We start from the raw sequence: 16,728 nt of genomic DNA, 5'->3' as shown, positions 1-16,728 counted from the left end.
CATTCCAATATAGGGGATTTTTAGTCGTGGTCGCAAATGATTTAGTTTTCGCTTTATAGTTAACTCGAAACTTATCAATACGCTAACTAGACTTAAAGGATCTTGTGAAGGAGGTGCATTATGCAGAAGCATCAACTCGACATGTGGTTGCATGGCCACCACAAGGACTCTTATAAAACACCGAAGGTCTTTGTGATAGGTTGTTCTGATGTCTCTGACTATCTATTAGCAGTGGAGTACAAACACCAACTGGAGCCGATCAAAGACGGTGAAGATCCGATTCATTTTGGATCGTTAGACTTGGTAAAAGAGGAACTGCTTAGGTTAGGGATTGATAAAGCGTACTTGAGACTGCACAACGCGTACGATGAATGTGGTAGCGATGGCGCAGCCTCATACTGTGATATTGAATTGTCACTGGTAACGCATTAGGGTCTGTTGATCTTTTGAGCTGATTTTTGCAGCATTTTGTGGGAAATTTCTACAAGGCAGAGGCTTTGAAGTGTAGCTAGTCTACATGAGAAGCCGATAACGCTGTAGAAATGAACCACAAAGGCTGCCCGAAGGGTTCGGCTAGGCGCCCCCGGCTAGAATCGTTTTATGCTTTGTTAAGAAGCATTTACTTAGAATGACTAAGCCACATACTTCTTGCCGCGCCTAAAACGATTCTATCTCGAGCAAAATTTAACCGCAAAAGATCAATAGACCCTAGTCACTCTGATTGAAGGTTAATATAATGCTTCAGTAGGATCTGCTCAGTAAACTGTGTTCTGAGATAGAAGCCACGAGGCAGGGTTTTTATCGGCTTGCCGTTTGAACTGTATGCTTCAGTAAGTGCTTTGGCATTTGCGGCTTTAGGACGTAGATGAAGCGCTTCGCCGTGTCTGGCGGAAATTTGATCAAACTTGCCCAGTACGATCAAATCCATTAACTCTTCCCAATCGTTTTTCAGGGTCAACTCTTCTTCTTCATCCGGTGACCAAATCAACGGGCTCCCAACGCGGCGCTCAGCCAACGGAATCTCGCGCTCGCCCTCAACCGGAACCCAAAGCACGCGGGAGAGCTTGTTGCGCACGTGACTCGTTTCCCATGTTAAACCTTGCACACCAGTCAATGGTGCGACAGAGACAAAGGTCGTTTCTAATGGTTTGCCAGAGTAGCTGATCGGTATGCTCTTTAACTCGATTCCTAGTTTGGCGAAATCTTGTTGCGGCTTACTACCTGCGGGTGCACCCAAATGCCATTCTAGTAATTGACCGACCCAACCTTTATCGCGTTTCAAGTTTTCAGGAACGGTCATACCAGCTTCTTCTGCGAGTTCAGCAAAGCTTAATCCCGCAATCTCTTGCGCACGTTCCATCAGTTCAGCTTCGGATTGTGGTTCTGGTTTCATAATGACAAAGTGGTATTGGAAAACGCCTAGTCTAACAAATTTAAATAAAATCCTCTGTCGAAGATTTCATCGAGCTGGATTAAGAATGATCAATTCATAACTTATCCACAGATTAGGAAGTGACCAATAGGATCTTTGCTTGGGCTGGATGAATAAACAGGGGTTTAAGCGATGAGTGTGACTTGATTTTATTGAGATATCATGAAGTCCTACCTGTCTAATGTGGATAAATTGCCAATTGAGCGATCTTTGACCGATCTGAGTTTGGTGAAAAGATCATCAATAAAAGTTAGATCGTTAATTAAGCTAATTTCATTTATTTACCTTAAAAGTCAATATCTTATGATTGCCTTTCTCTTTTGTGAATAATCTTGTTTGTGATGGTTTTGAGCAAAAAACTTTATTGATCTTGTTTTCTTCACAAAGTTATTCACAGAAAAGGTGAATAAATGTGGGCTATGTCTCAATCCTGTGTTGATAAAGTAATGATTGCTCAAAAGATATCCAAAAATGGTTCAAAGGTAATAAATCTTGCTCATATCACATCAGTAAGTTTGCTAGTAATGGGGATATGTGGAAAAATCACGGTAATAAAAAATTATTCATAGAGGTTAGCCGGTGATAGATGGCGATGGTTACCGACTGAACGTTGGTATTGTGATCTGTAATAACCATGGTCAGGTATTCTGGGCTAAACGATACGGGCAACACTCATGGCAATTTCCACAAGGTGGGATTGACGAAGGTGAAACACCTGAACAAGCTATGTTCAGGGAGTTATATGAAGAAGTCGGTCTGACGAAAAAAGACGTTAAGATCATTGCAACAAGTCGTCATTGGTTAAGATATAAACTACCAAAGCGATTGGTGCGATGGGACTCCAAGCCTGTTTGTATCGGCCAAAAACAGAAATGGTTTCTGCTGCGATTGGATTGCGATGAGTCGCACATCAATATGCAGCGTGGAAAATCCCCTGAATTTGATGGTTGGCGCTGGGTAAGTTATTGGTATCCAGTTAGGCAAGTTGTTTCTTTCAAGCGAGACGTATACCGCCGAGCAATGAAAGAGTTTGCATCTTTAGCCATGCCTTTTCGAGAGCGAAAGACGAAAGGGAAAAGAAAAAAGCAACGTAGATAGAGGATTATTATGCTCAGTCAGCTAAGGGAAATAGTTGAAAAAGTCTCCAGAGTCGATGATCTCCATCTTGCACTCGACATTCTGGTAAAAGAGACTTGTGCAGCCCTATGCACTGAGTGTTGTACTATCTATCTTGCTAACCAAGAAATGCAGCGCCTTGAGTTGATGGCAACTCAAGGCCTTATTTTTGAAGGTGATAGCATCCATATCAACTTCAATGAAGGTTTAGTTGGCTTAGTTAAGCGCAGCGCTGAACCGCTAAATTTAGCCGAAGCCTCCACTCACCCTGACTTCAAATTCTTCCCCCAATTAGGCGAGCAGGTATACCACTCCTTCCTTGGTACTCCGATTATTCATCGCAAACAAGTACTTGGCGTGTTGGTGATTCAGCAAAAAGAGCCACGTTTGTTTAGTGAGATGGAAGAATCTTTTCTGGTCACTTTGTCAGCGCAGCTTGCTGTGTTGATCGCACATGCTCAAAGCCTTGGTCATTGGCAATTAGCCTCAACACCCACAGTGATGAAAGGCTTACCTGCCTCAACGGGGGTTGCGATAGGTGAGTTCTGGTTTGATGATACTCAGCCCAATTTAAGCGATGTTTTTCCTGCCTCTGCTTTAGATAAAGAACGTGAACATGAGTTACTTGCGGTTGCAGTGGAAAGGGCGCTCAGCGATTTTCGTCGTATGCGGAAGAAGTTCGACAGTGAAATCAACAAAGATGCTTTGGCGATTTTCGACCTTTTTACACACTTACTCAACGACCCAATGCTACGTGGTGATCTGAAGAAGCAGATCGAGAAAGGTGACCGAGCTGACTGGGCGTTACGCCAAGTGGTAGAAACTTACTCAAATCGTTTTGCTCGTATGTCAGATGTTTACCTGCGTGAGCGCGCACAAGACATTCGTGAGTTAGGGCAGCGCTTGCTGTACTTCCTGCATAACAGTGAACAAGAACATGCCTCAATCGACCGCCCAGTGATTTTGGTTGCCAATGAGCTAACGGCGACGTTACTTGCATCAATACCAAAGCAGCATTTACTTGCTGTGGTTTCTCTTGAGGGCGCGGCAAACTCTCATGCTGCGATTCTATCTCGCGCACTGGGCGTGCCAGCCATTATGGGAGCAAATGTTAATCCCCAAGAGGTAAACGGTAAGCAAGGGATTGTTGATGGGTATTCAGGGGAGATTTACCTTGAACCTAATCGACAGTTGTTACGCGAGTATCGTAGTTTAGTCAGTGAAGAATCTGAATTGTTCGCTATGGTGAACAAAGATCTCTCACTTCCGGCAATTACCCAAGATGATTATCATATTGAAGTGATGCTCAATGCGGGTTTAAGTGCAGATAGCAATATTGCCATTAACTCCGGTGTTGATGGCGTTGGTTTATATCGAACCGAAATCGCTTTTTTACTTCAGCATCACTTTCCTTCAGAAGATGAGCAGTATCATCAGTACCAAGCGATTCTCAATAGCTACCCAAATCAACGCGTCGTAATGCGTACATTGGATATCGGTGGTGATAAGCCATTACCGTACCTGCCGATTGATGAAGATAATCCGTTTTTAGGTTGGCGTGGCATTCGCTTTACTTTAGATCACCCTGATATTTTTCTGATCCAACTACGGGCGATGCTCAGAGCCAGTGCTGATAGTGGTAATTTAAGCATTTTGTTGCCAATGATATCTGGTATCAAAGAGTTCGATGATGCGATTACCTTGATTAATCAAGCCTACAGTGAGGTGGTGTTACTTGATGATCGCATTCAAGCTCCGAAGGTTGGGGTGATGATAGAAGTGCCTTCTATGGTGTACTTGCTGCCGGCAATTGCGCACCGCGTCGACTTCGTTTCGGTTGGTACTAACGATTTAACACAATATTTGTTGGCGGTGGACCGGAACAATTCTCGTGTTGCAGATGTCTATGAATCCATGCATCCAGCGGTGTTGTTAGCGTTGAAACAAATTCATGATGTTTGCCACCAATATCAAGTGCCGGTTTGCATTTGTGGTGAGTTAGCTGGTGACCCATTTGGCGCACTGCTCCTGTTGGGCTTGGGCTATAACAGTTTGAGTATGAACACCTCGAACGTAGCGAAGGTGAAATATTTGATTCGCCATAGCCAACAAAAAGAATTAGAAAAACTCGTCGAGAAAGCCATGTCATGCTCGTATGGGCAAGAAATTCATCAAATGATGCATGATTTCTTTATTCAACAAGGCTTTGCAGGCTTTATTCGTGCAGGTAAGAAGTAGGTAACAGTGACCATCTCTTTATTTATAATATTGCTCGCGTTGGGCGCTTTTGTTGGTGTGATGGCGGGGCTTCTTGGTATCGGAGGTGGGCTAATTGTTGTGCCTGCGCTACTTTATCTTCTTCCTCTTGCTGGAATTTCTCCTGAAATGAGCATGCATGTGGCGTTAGCAACGTCATTGGCAAGCATCATTGTCACATCGGGCTCCTCTGCACTTAACCATCTTAAGTTGGGCAACGTTGATATGTTCGTCGTCAAATGGCTGATGCCCGGTGTGGTTGTCGGCGGCTTTGTTGGAGCCAATATTGCCGAGTGGATTCCGACACACTATCTGCCAAAAGTATTTGGTGTGATCGTGTTGTGTCTGGCAGTTCAGATGTTTCGCTCAATTAAGACGAAAAGTGAGAAGTCAATGCCGAGCAGTCCGGTCACTATGGTGTACGGAACGGGAATTGGTGTGGTATCGAGCCTTGCTGGCATTGGTGGTGGTTCACTGTCTGTGCCGTTCTTAAACAAGCATGGTATTGAGATGCGCAAAGCCGTTGGATCTTCTTCGGTGTGTGGCTGCATGATTGCGATTTCAGGCATGATTGGATTCATCTTACATGGTTACAAAGTAGAAGGGTTACCTGACTACAGTGTTGGCTATGTTTATCTGCCAGCTTTAGCTGCGATTGCGATGACGTCGATGCTCACGACGAAAGTCGGCGCTAAGATGGCGACTAACCTTCCTACGGCAGTCTTAAAGAAGATTTTTGCCGTATTCTTGATGTTTGTTGCAGCGACCATGTTGCTGTAAGTTTATTGCCAATTTATTCCCGCTGAACCGAGCATCTTTAGGTTACTCGGGTATATTTGTTTTACTAGTAATAAGAAGAGAATGATTTATGTCTCAGGGATACTTTGAATTTCCCAATATTGATCCGGTTTTAATCTCTATTGGTCCTGTTTCTGTTCGTTGGTATGGTTTGATGTACTTAGTCGGCTTCATGTTCGCACTATGGCTAGCAAATCGTCGTGCAGATAAGCCGGGTAGTGGTTGGACGCGTGAGCAAGTTTCTGACTTGTTGTTCGCGGGTTTCCTTGGGGTCGTCATTGGTGGTCGTGTTGGCTACGTAATTTTCTACAACTTCGACTTATTCTTAGCCGATCCGTTGTACCTATTTAAAGTCTGGACTGGCGGCATGTCGTTCCATGGTGGTCTGTTAGGTGTTATCACTGCAATGTTCTGGTACGCGCGTAAAAACGGCCGTACTTTCTTTGGTGTCGCTGATTTTGTTGCGCCGCTAGTACCATTTGGTCTTGGTATGGGACGCATGGGTAATTTCATGAACAGCGAACTTTGGGGGCGTGTAACGGATGTGCCATGGGCAATCATCTTCCCGAATGGCGGTCCACTGCCTCGCCACCCATCTCAGCTTTATGAGATGTTCTTAGAGGGCATTGTACTTTTCTTCATCTTGAACTGGTTTATCAAAAAGCCTCGTCCTTTAGGTGCAGTATCAGGGCTATTTTTAGCTGGGTATGGTACATTCCGTTTCCTAGTCGAGTTTGTTCGCGAACCGGATGCACAGCTTGGTCTATTTGGTGGTTACGTTTCGATGGGACAAATCCTATCTTCACCGATGATCATTCTGGGTATCCTTATGATGGTTTGGGCGTACAAACGTGGTCTTTACCAAGACAAAGTCCAAGCAGAAACGAAGTAAGGAATTGGTGTGAAACAGTATTTAGATTTGTGTCAGCGTATCGTTGACCAAGGCACTTGGGTTGAAAACGAACGTACAGGTAAACGCTGCCTAACGGTGATCAACGCAGACTTGACCTACGATGTTGCTAACAACCAATTCCCATTAGTGACAACGCGTAAGAGCTTTTGGAAAGCAGCGGTTGCTGAACTACTTGGTTACATCCGTGGCTACGACAACGCAGAAGACTTCCGTAAGCTAGGTACTAAAACGTGGGATGCGAATGCAAACCTAAATGAAGCATGGTTGAACAACCCATTCCGCAAGGGGGAAGACGACATGGGACGCGTATACGGCGTTCAAGGTCGTTCTTGGGCGAAGCCAGATGGCGGTCATATCGACCAACTGCGTAAGATTGTCGATGATTTAACGCGCGGTGTTGATGACCGTGGTGAAATCCTAAACTTCTACAACCCTGGTGAGTTCCACATGGGGTGTTTACGTCCATGTATGTACAGCCACCATTTCTCACTGCTAGGTGACACGCTGTACCTAAACAGCACGCAGCGCTCTTGTGATGTTCCGCTAGGTCTGAACTTCAATATGGTTCAAGTGTATGTGTTCTTGGCTATCATGGCGCAAATTACAGGTAAGAAACCTGGTCAGGCGTACCACAAGATTGTTAATGCGCACATCTACGAAGATCAGCTTGCACCAATGCGTGATATTCAGTTGAAGCGTGAGCCACTAAAAGCAGCGACCTTCCACATCAACCCAGAAATCCAATCTCTAGAAGATTTAGAAACATGGGTAACCCTAGATGATTTCTGGGTAGAAGGTTACGAGCATCACGATCCAATTCAGTACCCGTTCTCAGTTTAACGAGTATATTGAGCTTTCTAAGCCGCCTTTATGGGCGGTTTTTTTATGCCCGAAGGGTGGGAATAGGAGGGAACGCTTCGTCCTATGGAACGCTTACGCTTCGGGGGACGAGGGCGTCAGTGCAGGGATGTGAGAGGAAATAAAAGATCCCCAATTAGCTCGTACCTCGCTCTTGAGGATCACGTTCAACCTCTCTGAAATCAAACGGTGTCATTCCCGAAAGCGACGAAGGAGCGTCGTCGGGAATCTCTTTTACTACAGTTTACTGCGTGATTAAGAAATGAGAGCGCTTCTCGCTTCCCCAAAACGAAAAAAGGCCCCACCGAAGTGGAGCCCAAAATAAGCGATGGTAATCTTATTATTATGCTGTCAGAGCAAGGATAGAGCCTGGTAGCACGATGAATACTGCTAGTAGGTAACCTGCTACAACCGCTTTGTTCTTAATAGCCATTTCTGAAATCACTTCTGCACATTTCACTGGAATCTCACGTAGGAACGGGATACCGAAGATGAACAGTGTCGCCAGAATGTTGAACGTTAGGTGTACTAGTGCAATTTGTAGTGCGAATACTGCGAACTCGCCAGATACCGCTGTTGCTGCTAGTAGAGCCGTGATACATGTACCGATGTTTGCACCTAGAGTGAACGGGTAGATGTCACGTACTTTTAGAACACCTGAGCCAACTAGTGGAACCATTAGACTTGTTGTCGTAGAAGAAGACTGAACAAGAACAGTTACTACAGAGCCCGATACGATACCGTGGATAGGACCACGACCGATTGCGTTCTTAAGGATGTCACGTGCACGACCAACCATTAGGCTCTTCATTAGCTTACCCATAACAGTGATAGCTACGAAGATAGTACCGATACCTAGAGCGATTAGCGCTACGCCACCCATAGTGTCGCCAAACGTTGCTAGTGGCTCTTTGATTGCGCTTACTACTGGTTTAGTGATTGGCTTGATGAAGTCAAAGCCTTTCATGCTCATATCACCAGTGTTTAGTAGCGGTGATACCAACCAGTGAGAAATCTTCTCTAGGATGCCGAACATCATTTCCAATGGTAGGAAGATCAGTACAGCAAGTAGGTTGAAGAAATCGTGGATTGTTGCACTAGCGAATGCACGTTTGAATTCTTCTTTACAACGTACGTGGCCAAGCGAAACAAGAGTGTTTGTTACGGTTGTACCGATGTTTGCACCCATTACCATAGGGATAGCGGTTTCTACAGGTAGACCACCTGCAACCAAGCCTACAATAATAGAAGTTACGGTACTTGAAGACTGGATCAGTGCCGTAGCCACCAAACCGATCATTAGACCTGCGACTGGGTGAGACGCAAATTCAAAGAGTACTTTAGCTTGATCGCCAGTCGCCCATTTGAAGCCGCTACCAACCATAGATACTGCTAGAAGAAGCAGATACAACATGAATGCCAAGTTAGCCCAGCGTAACCAGCGAGTCGTGCTCGAGATTGGTGCTGCTGTAGAAGTAGCTTGGTTCATCATAATTTTCTCCGTGGACCTTTCAGTTCGTTTATTTGGTCTGTTGTTGAAACTGAGGGCGATGTTAGAGATGAAATATTTCAGTAATATTACAGTTCGATTTCTATTGGGGATTTTTATTATTCTTTTTGATAATTAGCCAAAAAGAAAAAGCTATATGAATGTAAATTATTGATTTTTAATGGTTAAGATTTGTATGAATTGTCTGTAGATGATTGTGCACAGGATTGAAAAAGTGCGTTTTGCTTCAAGTTTTATGACAGTATGAATCTGATAACTTCGAAAAAACCATACTCTTTATTGATTATTGTAAGTTTTGCCGAATATCTTGTTAGTCGTTGTCACATTTGATATAAAAAAGTCATCTTTTTAGCGGGGCTGTCGATGTCACATTTAAACTATAACCACCTTTATTACTTCTGGATGGTATGTAAGCAAGGTTCAGTTACTAAGGCTGCAGATGCATTGTTCTTGACGCCACAAACAGTGACTGGCCAAATTAAAGCCCTTGAAGATCGTATGAAGGGGAAGTTGACTAAGCGAAATGGTCGTACTGTTGAGCCAACTGAGCTAGGGCAGCTAGTATTCAAGTATGCCGATCGTATGTTTGGATTGAGCTACGAAATGCTCGATATTGTTAACTATAGCCAACACTCCAATATCCTGTTCGAAGTCGGCGTTGCCGATGCCCTTTCTAAACGCCTCGTCAGTAAAGTGCTGATGACCACAGTTCCTGAGGACAACAGCATCCATTTACGTTGCTACGAGTCGACTCACGAGCTTTTATTAGAGCGTTTATCACAACACAAGCTGGATATGATTCTTTCTGACTGTCCGGTGGATTCGACACAAAGCCCAGGTTTGTACAGCAAAAAGCTAGGTGAAAGTAGCATGAGCTTTTTCGCTTCGTCTGAAATAGCTGATGTGAAGTTTCCTGAAATCCTAGAGAAGAAAAAACTACTCATCCCAGCGAGTCGAACGGCAATGGGAAGAAAAGTATTGCAGTGGTTTGATCGTCAAGGTTTACAGCCAGACGTTTTGGGTGAGTTTGATGATGTTGCGCTTATGAAGGCTTTTGCTCGTTACCGTGATGATGTCATCTTCTTGGCACCGACGGTGTACATGTCTGAGATTGAAGATGATCGAAATTTGCAATTGATTGGGCATGTTGACGATCTAAAGGAAGAGTATTACGTCATCTTTGCCGAGCGGATGATACAACACCCTGCAGTAAAGAATGTGTGTGATGCAGATTTTAGCCAAATGTTTGAATGAACACGTTTCGTTGCTCAAACAAATAGATTACTATCGATAAAATTATAAGTCGAAATTATAAAATCTTTGTAACACAACAAAACAACAAACTGGCCAAAGTTGGAAAAGTAAGTTGTAGCTAGAGGTCCAACACATGAATCTACAAGAAATGGAGAAAAACTCCGCTAAAGCCGTCGTGTTGCTCAAGGCGATGGCAAATGAGCGACGACTACAAATTCTTTGCATGTTACACAATCAAGAGCTATCGGTTGGGGAACTGTGTGCGAAATTAGAGTTAAGTCAGTCTGCTCTGTCTCAGCATTTAGCTTGGCTTCGTCGTGATGAATTAGTTGCGACAAGAAAAGAAGCGCAAACGGTATACTACACATTGAAGAGCGATGAAGTAAAAGCGCTAATTCAAACACTTCATGGCCTTTATTGTGCAGAAGCAACTGCGTAATGACAGGTCACGAATCAGAAAAGCTGGCACTGCCAGCTTTTTTATTATCTTGAATTCGAGCTTTGCTGAAATTTAGATATAAAAAAACCGGCGTTAGCCGGTTTTTTCTTCACTGTATAATCAAGTTTCTATTAAAGAGCTTTGATTTGTGCAGCGAAACGAGACTTATGACGTGCTGCTTTGTTCTTATGAACAAGGCCTTTAGTCGCCATGCGGTCTAGGATAGGTGTAACTGCAGCGAATGCAGCAGTTGCAGCTTCTTTGTCGCCTGCTTCGATAGCAGCAACAGTTTTCTTCATGTAAGTACGCATCATTGAGCGACGGCTAGCATTGTGCTGACGACGTTTCTCAGCTTGGATAGCGCGCTTCTTAGCAGATTTACTATTTGCCAAGGGTCTAACTCCCAAAAACTTATTTCTATGACAATTTAAGGGCGAGGACTATCCCTCATTTGCGCCTAAATGTCAAATGATTTGTGCAAAAACCAATCGAAACCAAAACAAATTTTGGTAACAAAGGTCATCGCGGTTAAGATGGCGGGGATTCTAACAGTATTTTTAGACCATTGCTAATAATTATCCGCTTAGATCTAACAATAACTGGATATATTTTTTACGCCCATTTGGAGCTTTCAAAGGCTTAAAGGAATAGGGTTGGCTATCTTTTGGTGATATTCCGAGGTTACAGTGAGTAAACGACTGCTCAAGTCAGGCATGATCGTCAGTGCCATGACATTAATTTCGCGCGTTCTAGGTTTAGTTCGTGACGTAGTGGTAGCAAACCTGATGGGGGCCGGTGCAAGCGCTGACGTCTTCTTTTTTGCCAACAAAATTCCTAACTTTTTACGCCGCCTATTTGCTGAAGGCGCTTTTTCTCAAGCTTTTGTTCCGGTGTTGACGGAGAGCCACGCACAAGGGGACATGGATAAAACGCGAGAATTGATTGCTCGCGCTGCTGGTACGCTTGGTGTGATTGTCTCGATCGTCACTATTATAGGTGTACTGGGCTCTGGAGTGGTTACCGCTCTATTCGGTTTTGGCTGGTTCTTGGACTGGATGCATGGTGGCCCGTCAGCTGAGAAGTTTGAACTTGCCAGCGTAATGCTCAAGATTACCTTTCCTTATTTATGGTTCATCACTTTTGTTGCCTTATCGGGAGCCATTCTCAATACACTAGGTAAGTTTGCGGTTTCTTCTTTTACTCCCGTCTTCCTCAATGTGATGATCATTTTGGCGGCGTGGTTTATTTCTCCCCAGATGTCACAACCAGAGATTGGTCTTGCCATTGGTGTTTTTCTTGGTGGTTTGGTTCAGTTCTTATTTCAAATTCCTTTCCTTATTAAAGCGGGAGTTATGGTCAAGCCCAAATGGGGCTGGCGTGATCCGGGTGTAGTGAAAATCCGCACACTGATGATTCCAGCTTTATTTGGTGTGTCAGTAAGCCAAATCAACTTATTGTTTGATACCTTTATTGCCAGTTTCCTACAAACGGGTTCAATCAGTTGGCTTTACTACTCAGATCGCTTATTGGAATTCCCATTAGGTCTTTTTGGTATTGCTATTGCGACCGTAATTCTACCTGCGTTATCACGTAAGCACGTAGATGCTCACAGTGAAGGCTTTGCACACACGATGGACTGGGGCATTCGTATGGTGACCTTATTAGGCATTCCTGCAATGCTTGGTCTGATGGTGTTGGCAAAGCCAATGCTGATGGTGTTGTTCATGCGTGGAGAATTCTCTCCACAAGACGTACACCAAGCTTCTCTCTCTTTATTAGCGTATGCATCGGGCTTACTTAACTTTATGTTGATTAAAGTGCTTGCGCCGGGATATTACTCGCGCCAAGACACTAAAACACCGGTGAAATACGGCATCATTGCAATGCTGACCAACATGGTCTTCAACGCGATCTTCGCATACTTCTACGGTTACGTCGGTCTCGCGATAGCGACGGCCTTGTCTGCCTTTGTGAACATGGCGCTGCTCTACCGCGGTTTACATATTGCGGGTGTGTACCAAGTAACCAAACGAACGGTCTTCTTTATTATACGTTTGATGGTTGCGGGGGCTGCCATGGTTGCAGCAATTTTGTGGCAGTTAGAAGACATGTCGGTATGGCTAAATTGGAGCTTTGCTCACCGTAGTGGCGTGCTGGGAATGTTGATAGCACTGGGTGCCAGCGTTTACCTTGCCGTAGTGTTTTTACTCGGCGTACGTTTAAAAGACCTAAAAGCTGGGACAGAATAAGGTGGATTGGTATATAATCCGTCAGTTTCACACAGTGCAAAGTAAAACAGAGGCAGAAAGCAGTATCCAATGGAACTGATTAGAGGTATTCACAATATCAAGTCGCGCCATCACGGTTGCGTACTGACTATTGGCAATTTCGATGGCGTACACAGAGGCCATCAACAAGTATTGCAGCAAGTGTCAGAACAAGCGGAGAAACTTTCGTTATCTTCAGTTGTGATGACCTTTGAACCTCAGCCGATGGAGTTGTTTGCCCGAGATAAGGCACCGGCAAGGTTAACAAGACTGCGAGATAAGTTTGTTCAGTTGAGTAAGCTCAGTATTGATCGCTTGCTGTGTGTTAACTTCAATCGCCATTTTGCCGACCTAACTGCGGAAGAGTTTATACGTGACTTGTTGGTGGAGCGATTGGGTGTTAAGTTTCTGGTCATTGGTGATGATTTTTGCTTCGGCAAAGGTCGGACTGGCAACTTCGCAATGTTACAAGAAGCTGGGAAAAAGTATGGCTTTGAGGTCGTGAGTACCCAGAGCTTTTGCCTACAGCAATTACGAGTGAGTAGCACAGCTATCCGCAAAGCACTGGCTCGTGATGATTTGCATTCCGCACATGAGATGCTGGGAAGAAACTACAGCATCAGCGGTCGTGTTTCACACGGAAGAAAGCTAGGTCGAACCATTGGGTTCCCTACCGCAAATATTCCGTTGAAACGCTGTGTATCTCCGGTTTCCGGAGTCTATGTTGTTCAAGCGCTTGGCTTAGGAGATAAGCCAGTTGGTGGTGTCGCTAACATTGGTCAAAGGCCAACAGTGAATGGTGTTCGCCAACAGTTAGAAGTACACTTATTCGACTTTCACGCTAATTTATATGGCAGACAGCTAGAAGTGGAACTTTTGCACAAACTTCGAGATGAGCAAAAGTTTGAGTCGTTTGAAGCACTTAAACAACAAATTGAATTGGATGCTGAAGCAGCAAGGGTGTGGCTGCGTCAGCTTAAGCGTTGAGCGGTTTATTCCACCGTCCAACATAATGTCTAATTTTCGCCCAATATAACGGAATTAAGAATCGATGAGTGAGTATAAAGATACCCTGAATTTACCTGAAACAGGGTTTCCAATGCGCGGCAACCTGGCCAATCGTGAGCCAGAAATGCTTGAGCGTTGGTACAAAGAAGATCTTTACGGTGAAATCCGTAAAGCTAAGAAAGGCAAAAAGTCATTCGTATTGCACGATGGCCCTCCTTATGCGAACGGTGACATTCACATTGGTCACGCACTAAACAAGATTCTTAAAGACATTATTATTAAATCCAAAACACTTTCAGGTTTTGACGCACCATACATTCCAGGCTGGGACTGTCACGGTCTGCCAATCGAACTGATGGTAGAAAAGAAAGTAGGTAAACCAGGCCAAAAAGTGACGGCAGCTGAATTCCGCGAGAAATGTCGTGAGTACGCTGCAGGTCAGGTTGAAGGTCAGAAAGAGAGCTTCAAGCGTCTTGGTATCATGGGTGAATGGGACAAGCCATACCGCACTATGGATTTCGCTACTGAAGCGAACATCATCCGTGCACTTGGTAAGATCGCAAGCAAAGGTCACCTACTGAAAGGTTTTAAACCAGTTCACTGGTGTACAGACTGTGGCTCAGCTCTTGCTGAAGCAGAAGTTGAGTACAAAGATAAAGTATCGCCATCTATCGATGTTCGCTTTAAAGCGGCAGACGAAGCGGCATTGCTATCTAAGTTTGAACTGACTGAAGGTCATGAAGGTCAAGGTGACGTATCTATCGTTATCTGGACAACAACGCCATGGACACTGCCAGCAAACCGCGCAGTATGTCTACGTGATGATCTAGAGTACGTACTTATCCAAACAGAAGGTGACAACGCTGAGCGTATCATCGTGGCTTCTGAACTGGCGAAAGACGTAATGGATCGTGCGGGTATCGAGCACTTCCACAACCTAGGCTTCGCGAAAGGTTCGGATCTAGAGCTTTCTCAGTTCCAACATCCATTCTACGATTTCACAGTACCGGCGATCCTTGGTGATCACGTTACGACTGATTCAGGTACTGGTGTTGTTCACACTGCACCTGGTCATGGTCAAGAAGACTTCGCGGTTGGTAACAAGTACAACCTAGAAGTGGCTAACCCAGTTGGCTCAAACGGTGTTTACCTACCGGATACTGAGCTATTCGCAGGTCAGCACGTATTTAAAGCGAATGATGCAGTAGTAGAAGTACTGAAAGAAAAAGGTGCACTACTACACCACCACGCATACGAGCACAGCTACCCACACTGTTGGCGTCATAAGACTCCAATCATCTTCCGTGCAACACCACAATGGTTCGTATCAATGGACCAAGCTGGCCTACGTGCTAAAGCACTAGAGTCAATCAAGAGTGTTGAGTGGATGCCTGAGTGGGGTCAAAGCCGTATCGAAGGTATGATCGAAGGTCGCCCTGAGTGGTGTATCTCTCGTCAACGTACTTGGGGTGTGCCAATTGCTCTGTTCGTTCACAAAGAAACAGCAGAACTTCATCCAAACACATTAGAGCTTATCGAGAAGGTAGCTCAGTTGGTTGAAGAGAAAGGCATTCAAGCATGGTGGGATGTTGATTCAGCAGAACTACTAGGCGACGAAGCAGACCAGTACGAAAAAGTACTAGATACGCTAGACGTATGGTTCGATTCAGGTGTTACTCACTTCTCAGTAGTTGATGCTCGTGAAGAGTACAACGGCAACAGCGCAGACCTATACCTAGAAGGTTCTGACCAACACCGTGGTTGGTTCCAGTCTTCTCTAATTTCATCTATCGCGATGAAAGACGAAGCACCTTACAAACAAGTGCTGACACACGGTTTCGTGGTTGACGGTCACGGTCGTAAGATGTCGAAATCTATCGGTAACGTGGTTGCACCAAAAGACGTAACCAACAAGCTAGGTGCTGACATTCTTCGTCTATGGGTTGCTTCTACTGACTACACTGGTGAAGTTGCGGTTTCTGATGAAATCCTAAAACGCAGCGCAGATGCGTACCGTCGTATCCGTAACACAGCGCGTTTCTTCCTTGCTAACTTAAGCGGCTTCAACCCAGCAACGGACATCGTTCCTGCAGAGGAAATGGTGGCACTAGACCGTTGGGCAGTTGGTCGTGCACTAGCAGCACAAGAAGAGATCATCAAAGCGTACGATGAGTACAACATCCACGCAGTAACTCAGCGTCTAATGCAGTTCTGTTCTATCGAGATGGGCTCATTCTACCTAGACGTAATTAAAGACCGTCAGTACACAGCGAAGCAGGGCGGTCACGCTCAACGTAGCTGTCAGACTGCACTTTACTACATCGTAGAAGCGCTAGTTCGTTGGATGGCACCAATCATGTCGTTCACTGCAGATGAAATCTGGAACGAAATGCCAGGTGAGCGCGACAAGTTCGTATTCACTGGTGAGTGGTTCGATGGACTGTTTGGTCTTGCTGAAGGCGAAGAGCTAAACAACGAGTTCTGGACTGAAATCCAAGCGGCTCGTGGTGCGGTAAACAAACTTCTAGAAGATGCGCGTAAAGAGAAAACTATTGGTGGTGCGCTTCAAGCTGAAGTGACTCTATTTGCTGATGACGCTCTAGCAGCGAAAATCAACAAACTAGAAGATGAACTACGCTTTGTGCTATTGACTTCAGCAGCGACAGTGAAGCCTCTAAGTGAGAAGACTGATGCAGCGCAAGCGACGGATATCGAAGGTTTGTTCGTTGAAGTAGCAGCAGCACAAGGCGAGAAGTGTGATCGTTGTTGGCACCACACGCCAGACGTAGGCACAATCGAAGGTCACGAGAAGATCTGTGGTCGTTGTGTGTCTAACGTTGACGGCGAAGGTGAAGTACGTAAATTCGCGTAATTGTC

General features: G+C 44.8%; 14 protein-coding genes. 11 read left to right on the top strand and 3 right to left on the bottom strand.

Annotated elements, in window-relative coordinates; genetic code table 11:
* Window positions 1-120: 120 nt before the first annotated feature.
* Complete coding sequence (locus tag BSZ04_RS21165; protein ID WP_010445983.1) at window positions 121-432, top strand: DUF6482 family protein; 312 nt, start codon at window positions 121-123, stop codon at window positions 430-432.
* Between the two features lie 280 nt (window positions 433-712).
* Here BSZ04_RS21165 and mutH read toward each other — a convergent pair whose 3' ends face one another.
* Window positions 713-1,393: a DNA mismatch repair endonuclease MutH gene (gene mutH / locus BSZ04_RS21160; RefSeq protein ID WP_088881310.1), complete on the bottom strand. Its 681-nt coding sequence runs from the start codon at window positions 1,391-1,393 to the stop codon at window positions 713-715.
* 618 nt (window positions 1,394-2,011) lie between these two features.
* Between mutH and rppH the strand changes: the two genes are divergently transcribed.
* The 5 genes from rppH (at window position 2,012) to BSZ04_RS21135 (ending at window position 7,355) form a co-directional block, all read left to right on the top strand.
* Entirely contained in the window at window positions 2,012-2,530 is a 519-nt protein-coding gene (gene rppH / locus BSZ04_RS21155) for an RNA pyrophosphohydrolase (protein ID WP_010445987.1), read from the top strand.
* Window positions 2,531-2,539: 9 nt separating this feature from the next.
* Window positions 2,540-4,786 (top strand): phosphoenolpyruvate--protein phosphotransferase, encoded by a 2,247-nt coding sequence (gene ptsP, locus BSZ04_RS21150; RefSeq protein WP_038884912.1) that lies wholly within the window; start codon window positions 2,540-2,542, stop codon window positions 4,784-4,786.
* Window positions 4,787-4,792: 6 nt separating this feature from the next.
* Window positions 4,793-5,584, top strand: coding sequence for a sulfite exporter TauE/SafE family protein (locus BSZ04_RS21145; RefSeq protein WP_010445991.1), 792 nt, complete (start codon window positions 4,793-4,795; stop codon window positions 5,582-5,584).
* A gap of 88 nt (window positions 5,585-5,672) precedes the next feature.
* Entirely contained in the window at window positions 5,673-6,494 is an 822-nt protein-coding gene (gene lgt, locus BSZ04_RS21140) for a prolipoprotein diacylglyceryl transferase (RefSeq protein WP_010445993.1), read from the top strand.
* A gap of 9 nt (window positions 6,495-6,503) precedes the next feature.
* On the top strand, window positions 6,504-7,355 hold the full coding sequence (locus BSZ04_RS21135) for a thymidylate synthase (RefSeq protein WP_071234975.1): 852 nt from the start codon (window positions 6,504-6,506) through the stop codon (window positions 7,353-7,355).
* 361 nt (window positions 7,356-7,716) lie between these two features.
* Here the strand turns inward: BSZ04_RS21135 and BSZ04_RS21130 are convergent, their stop codons facing one another.
* The gene (locus BSZ04_RS21130) at window positions 7,717-8,865 is read right to left on the bottom strand and encodes a Na/Pi symporter (RefSeq protein WP_010445999.1); all 1,149 of its coding nucleotides are present in this window, start codon (window positions 8,863-8,865) and stop codon (window positions 7,717-7,719) included.
* A gap of 381 nt (window positions 8,866-9,246) precedes the next feature.
* On the opposite strand from BSZ04_RS21130, the gene nhaR reads away from it, so the two are divergent.
* Both nhaR and BSZ04_RS21120 read left to right on the top strand, forming a co-directional pair.
* Window positions 9,247-10,137 (top strand): transcriptional activator NhaR, encoded by an 891-nt coding sequence (gene nhaR / locus BSZ04_RS21125; protein ID WP_009707695.1) that lies wholly within the window; start codon window positions 9,247-9,249, stop codon window positions 10,135-10,137.
* A gap of 133 nt (window positions 10,138-10,270) precedes the next feature.
* A complete protein-coding gene (locus BSZ04_RS21120; RefSeq protein WP_005447923.1) occupies window positions 10,271-10,576 on the top strand; it encodes an ArsR/SmtB family transcription factor in 306 nt (101 codons plus the stop codon).
* Between the two features lie 131 nt (window positions 10,577-10,707).
* Here BSZ04_RS21120 and rpsT read toward each other — a convergent pair whose 3' ends face one another.
* Window positions 10,708-10,968 carry a 30S ribosomal protein S20 gene (rpsT, locus tag BSZ04_RS21115; RefSeq protein WP_005440571.1) on the bottom strand — a complete coding sequence of 87 codons (261 nt, stop codon included), beginning with the start codon at window positions 10,966-10,968 and terminating at the stop codon, window positions 10,708-10,710.
* A 294-nt stretch (window positions 10,969-11,262) separates the two neighbouring features.
* Here rpsT and murJ point away from each other — a divergent pair, with 294 nt between their 5' ends.
* From murJ to ileS, 3 genes are all read left to right on the top strand, one after another.
* The gene (gene murJ / locus BSZ04_RS21110) at window positions 11,263-12,825 is read left to right on the top strand and encodes a murein biosynthesis integral membrane protein MurJ (RefSeq protein WP_010446005.1); all 1,563 of its coding nucleotides are present in this window, start codon (window positions 11,263-11,265) and stop codon (window positions 12,823-12,825) included.
* 69 nt (window positions 12,826-12,894) lie between these two features.
* On the top strand, window positions 12,895-13,830 hold the full coding sequence (gene ribF, locus BSZ04_RS21105) for a bifunctional riboflavin kinase/FAD synthetase (protein WP_010446007.1): 936 nt from the start codon (window positions 12,895-12,897) through the stop codon (window positions 13,828-13,830).
* Window positions 13,831-13,894: 64 nt separating this feature from the next.
* Window positions 13,895-16,723, top strand: a complete 2,829-nt coding sequence (gene ileS, locus BSZ04_RS21100) for an isoleucine--tRNA ligase (protein WP_010446009.1) — start codon at window positions 13,895-13,897, stop codon at window positions 16,721-16,723.
* The last annotated feature ends 5 nt before the right edge of the window (window positions 16,724-16,728 follow it).

Origin of the sequence: Vibrio rotiferianus (genome assembly GCF_002214395.1) — a bacterium.
Classification (GTDB): domain Bacteria; phylum Pseudomonadota; class Gammaproteobacteria; order Enterobacterales; family Vibrionaceae; genus Vibrio; species Vibrio rotiferianus.
The sequence above is the reverse complement of the archived record's forward strand: the minus strand, read 5'-3'. Positions and strand labels throughout refer to the sequence as shown.

Excerpts from the sequence above, each read along its gene's own strand:
- BSZ04_RS21165 (WP_010445983.1), top strand. The coding sequence starts at position 121 with ATGCAGAAGCATCAACTCGACATGTGGTTGCATGGCCACCACAAGGAC.
- lgt (WP_010445993.1), top strand. The coding sequence starts at position 5,673 with ATGTCTCAGGGATACTTTGAATTTCCCAATATTGATCCGGTTTTAATC.
- ptsP (WP_038884912.1), top strand. The coding sequence starts at position 2,540 with ATGCTCAGTCAGCTAAGGGAAATAGTTGAAAAAGTCTCCAGAGTCGAT.
- nhaR (WP_009707695.1), top strand. The coding sequence starts at position 9,247 with ATGTCACATTTAAACTATAACCACCTTTATTACTTCTGGATGGTATGT.
- ribF (WP_010446007.1), top strand. The coding sequence starts at position 12,895 with ATGGAACTGATTAGAGGTATTCACAATATCAAGTCGCGCCATCACGGT.
- mutH (WP_088881310.1), bottom strand. The coding sequence starts at position 1,393 with ATGAAACCAGAACCACAATCCGAAGCTGAACTGATGGAACGTGCGCAA.
- ileS (WP_010446009.1), top strand. The coding sequence starts at position 13,895 with ATGAGTGAGTATAAAGATACCCTGAATTTACCTGAAACAGGGTTTCCA.
- BSZ04_RS21120 (WP_005447923.1), top strand. The coding sequence starts at position 10,271 with ATGAATCTACAAGAAATGGAGAAAAACTCCGCTAAAGCCGTCGTGTTG.
- BSZ04_RS21130 (WP_010445999.1), bottom strand. The coding sequence starts at position 8,865 with ATGATGAACCAAGCTACTTCTACAGCAGCACCAATCTCGAGCACGACT.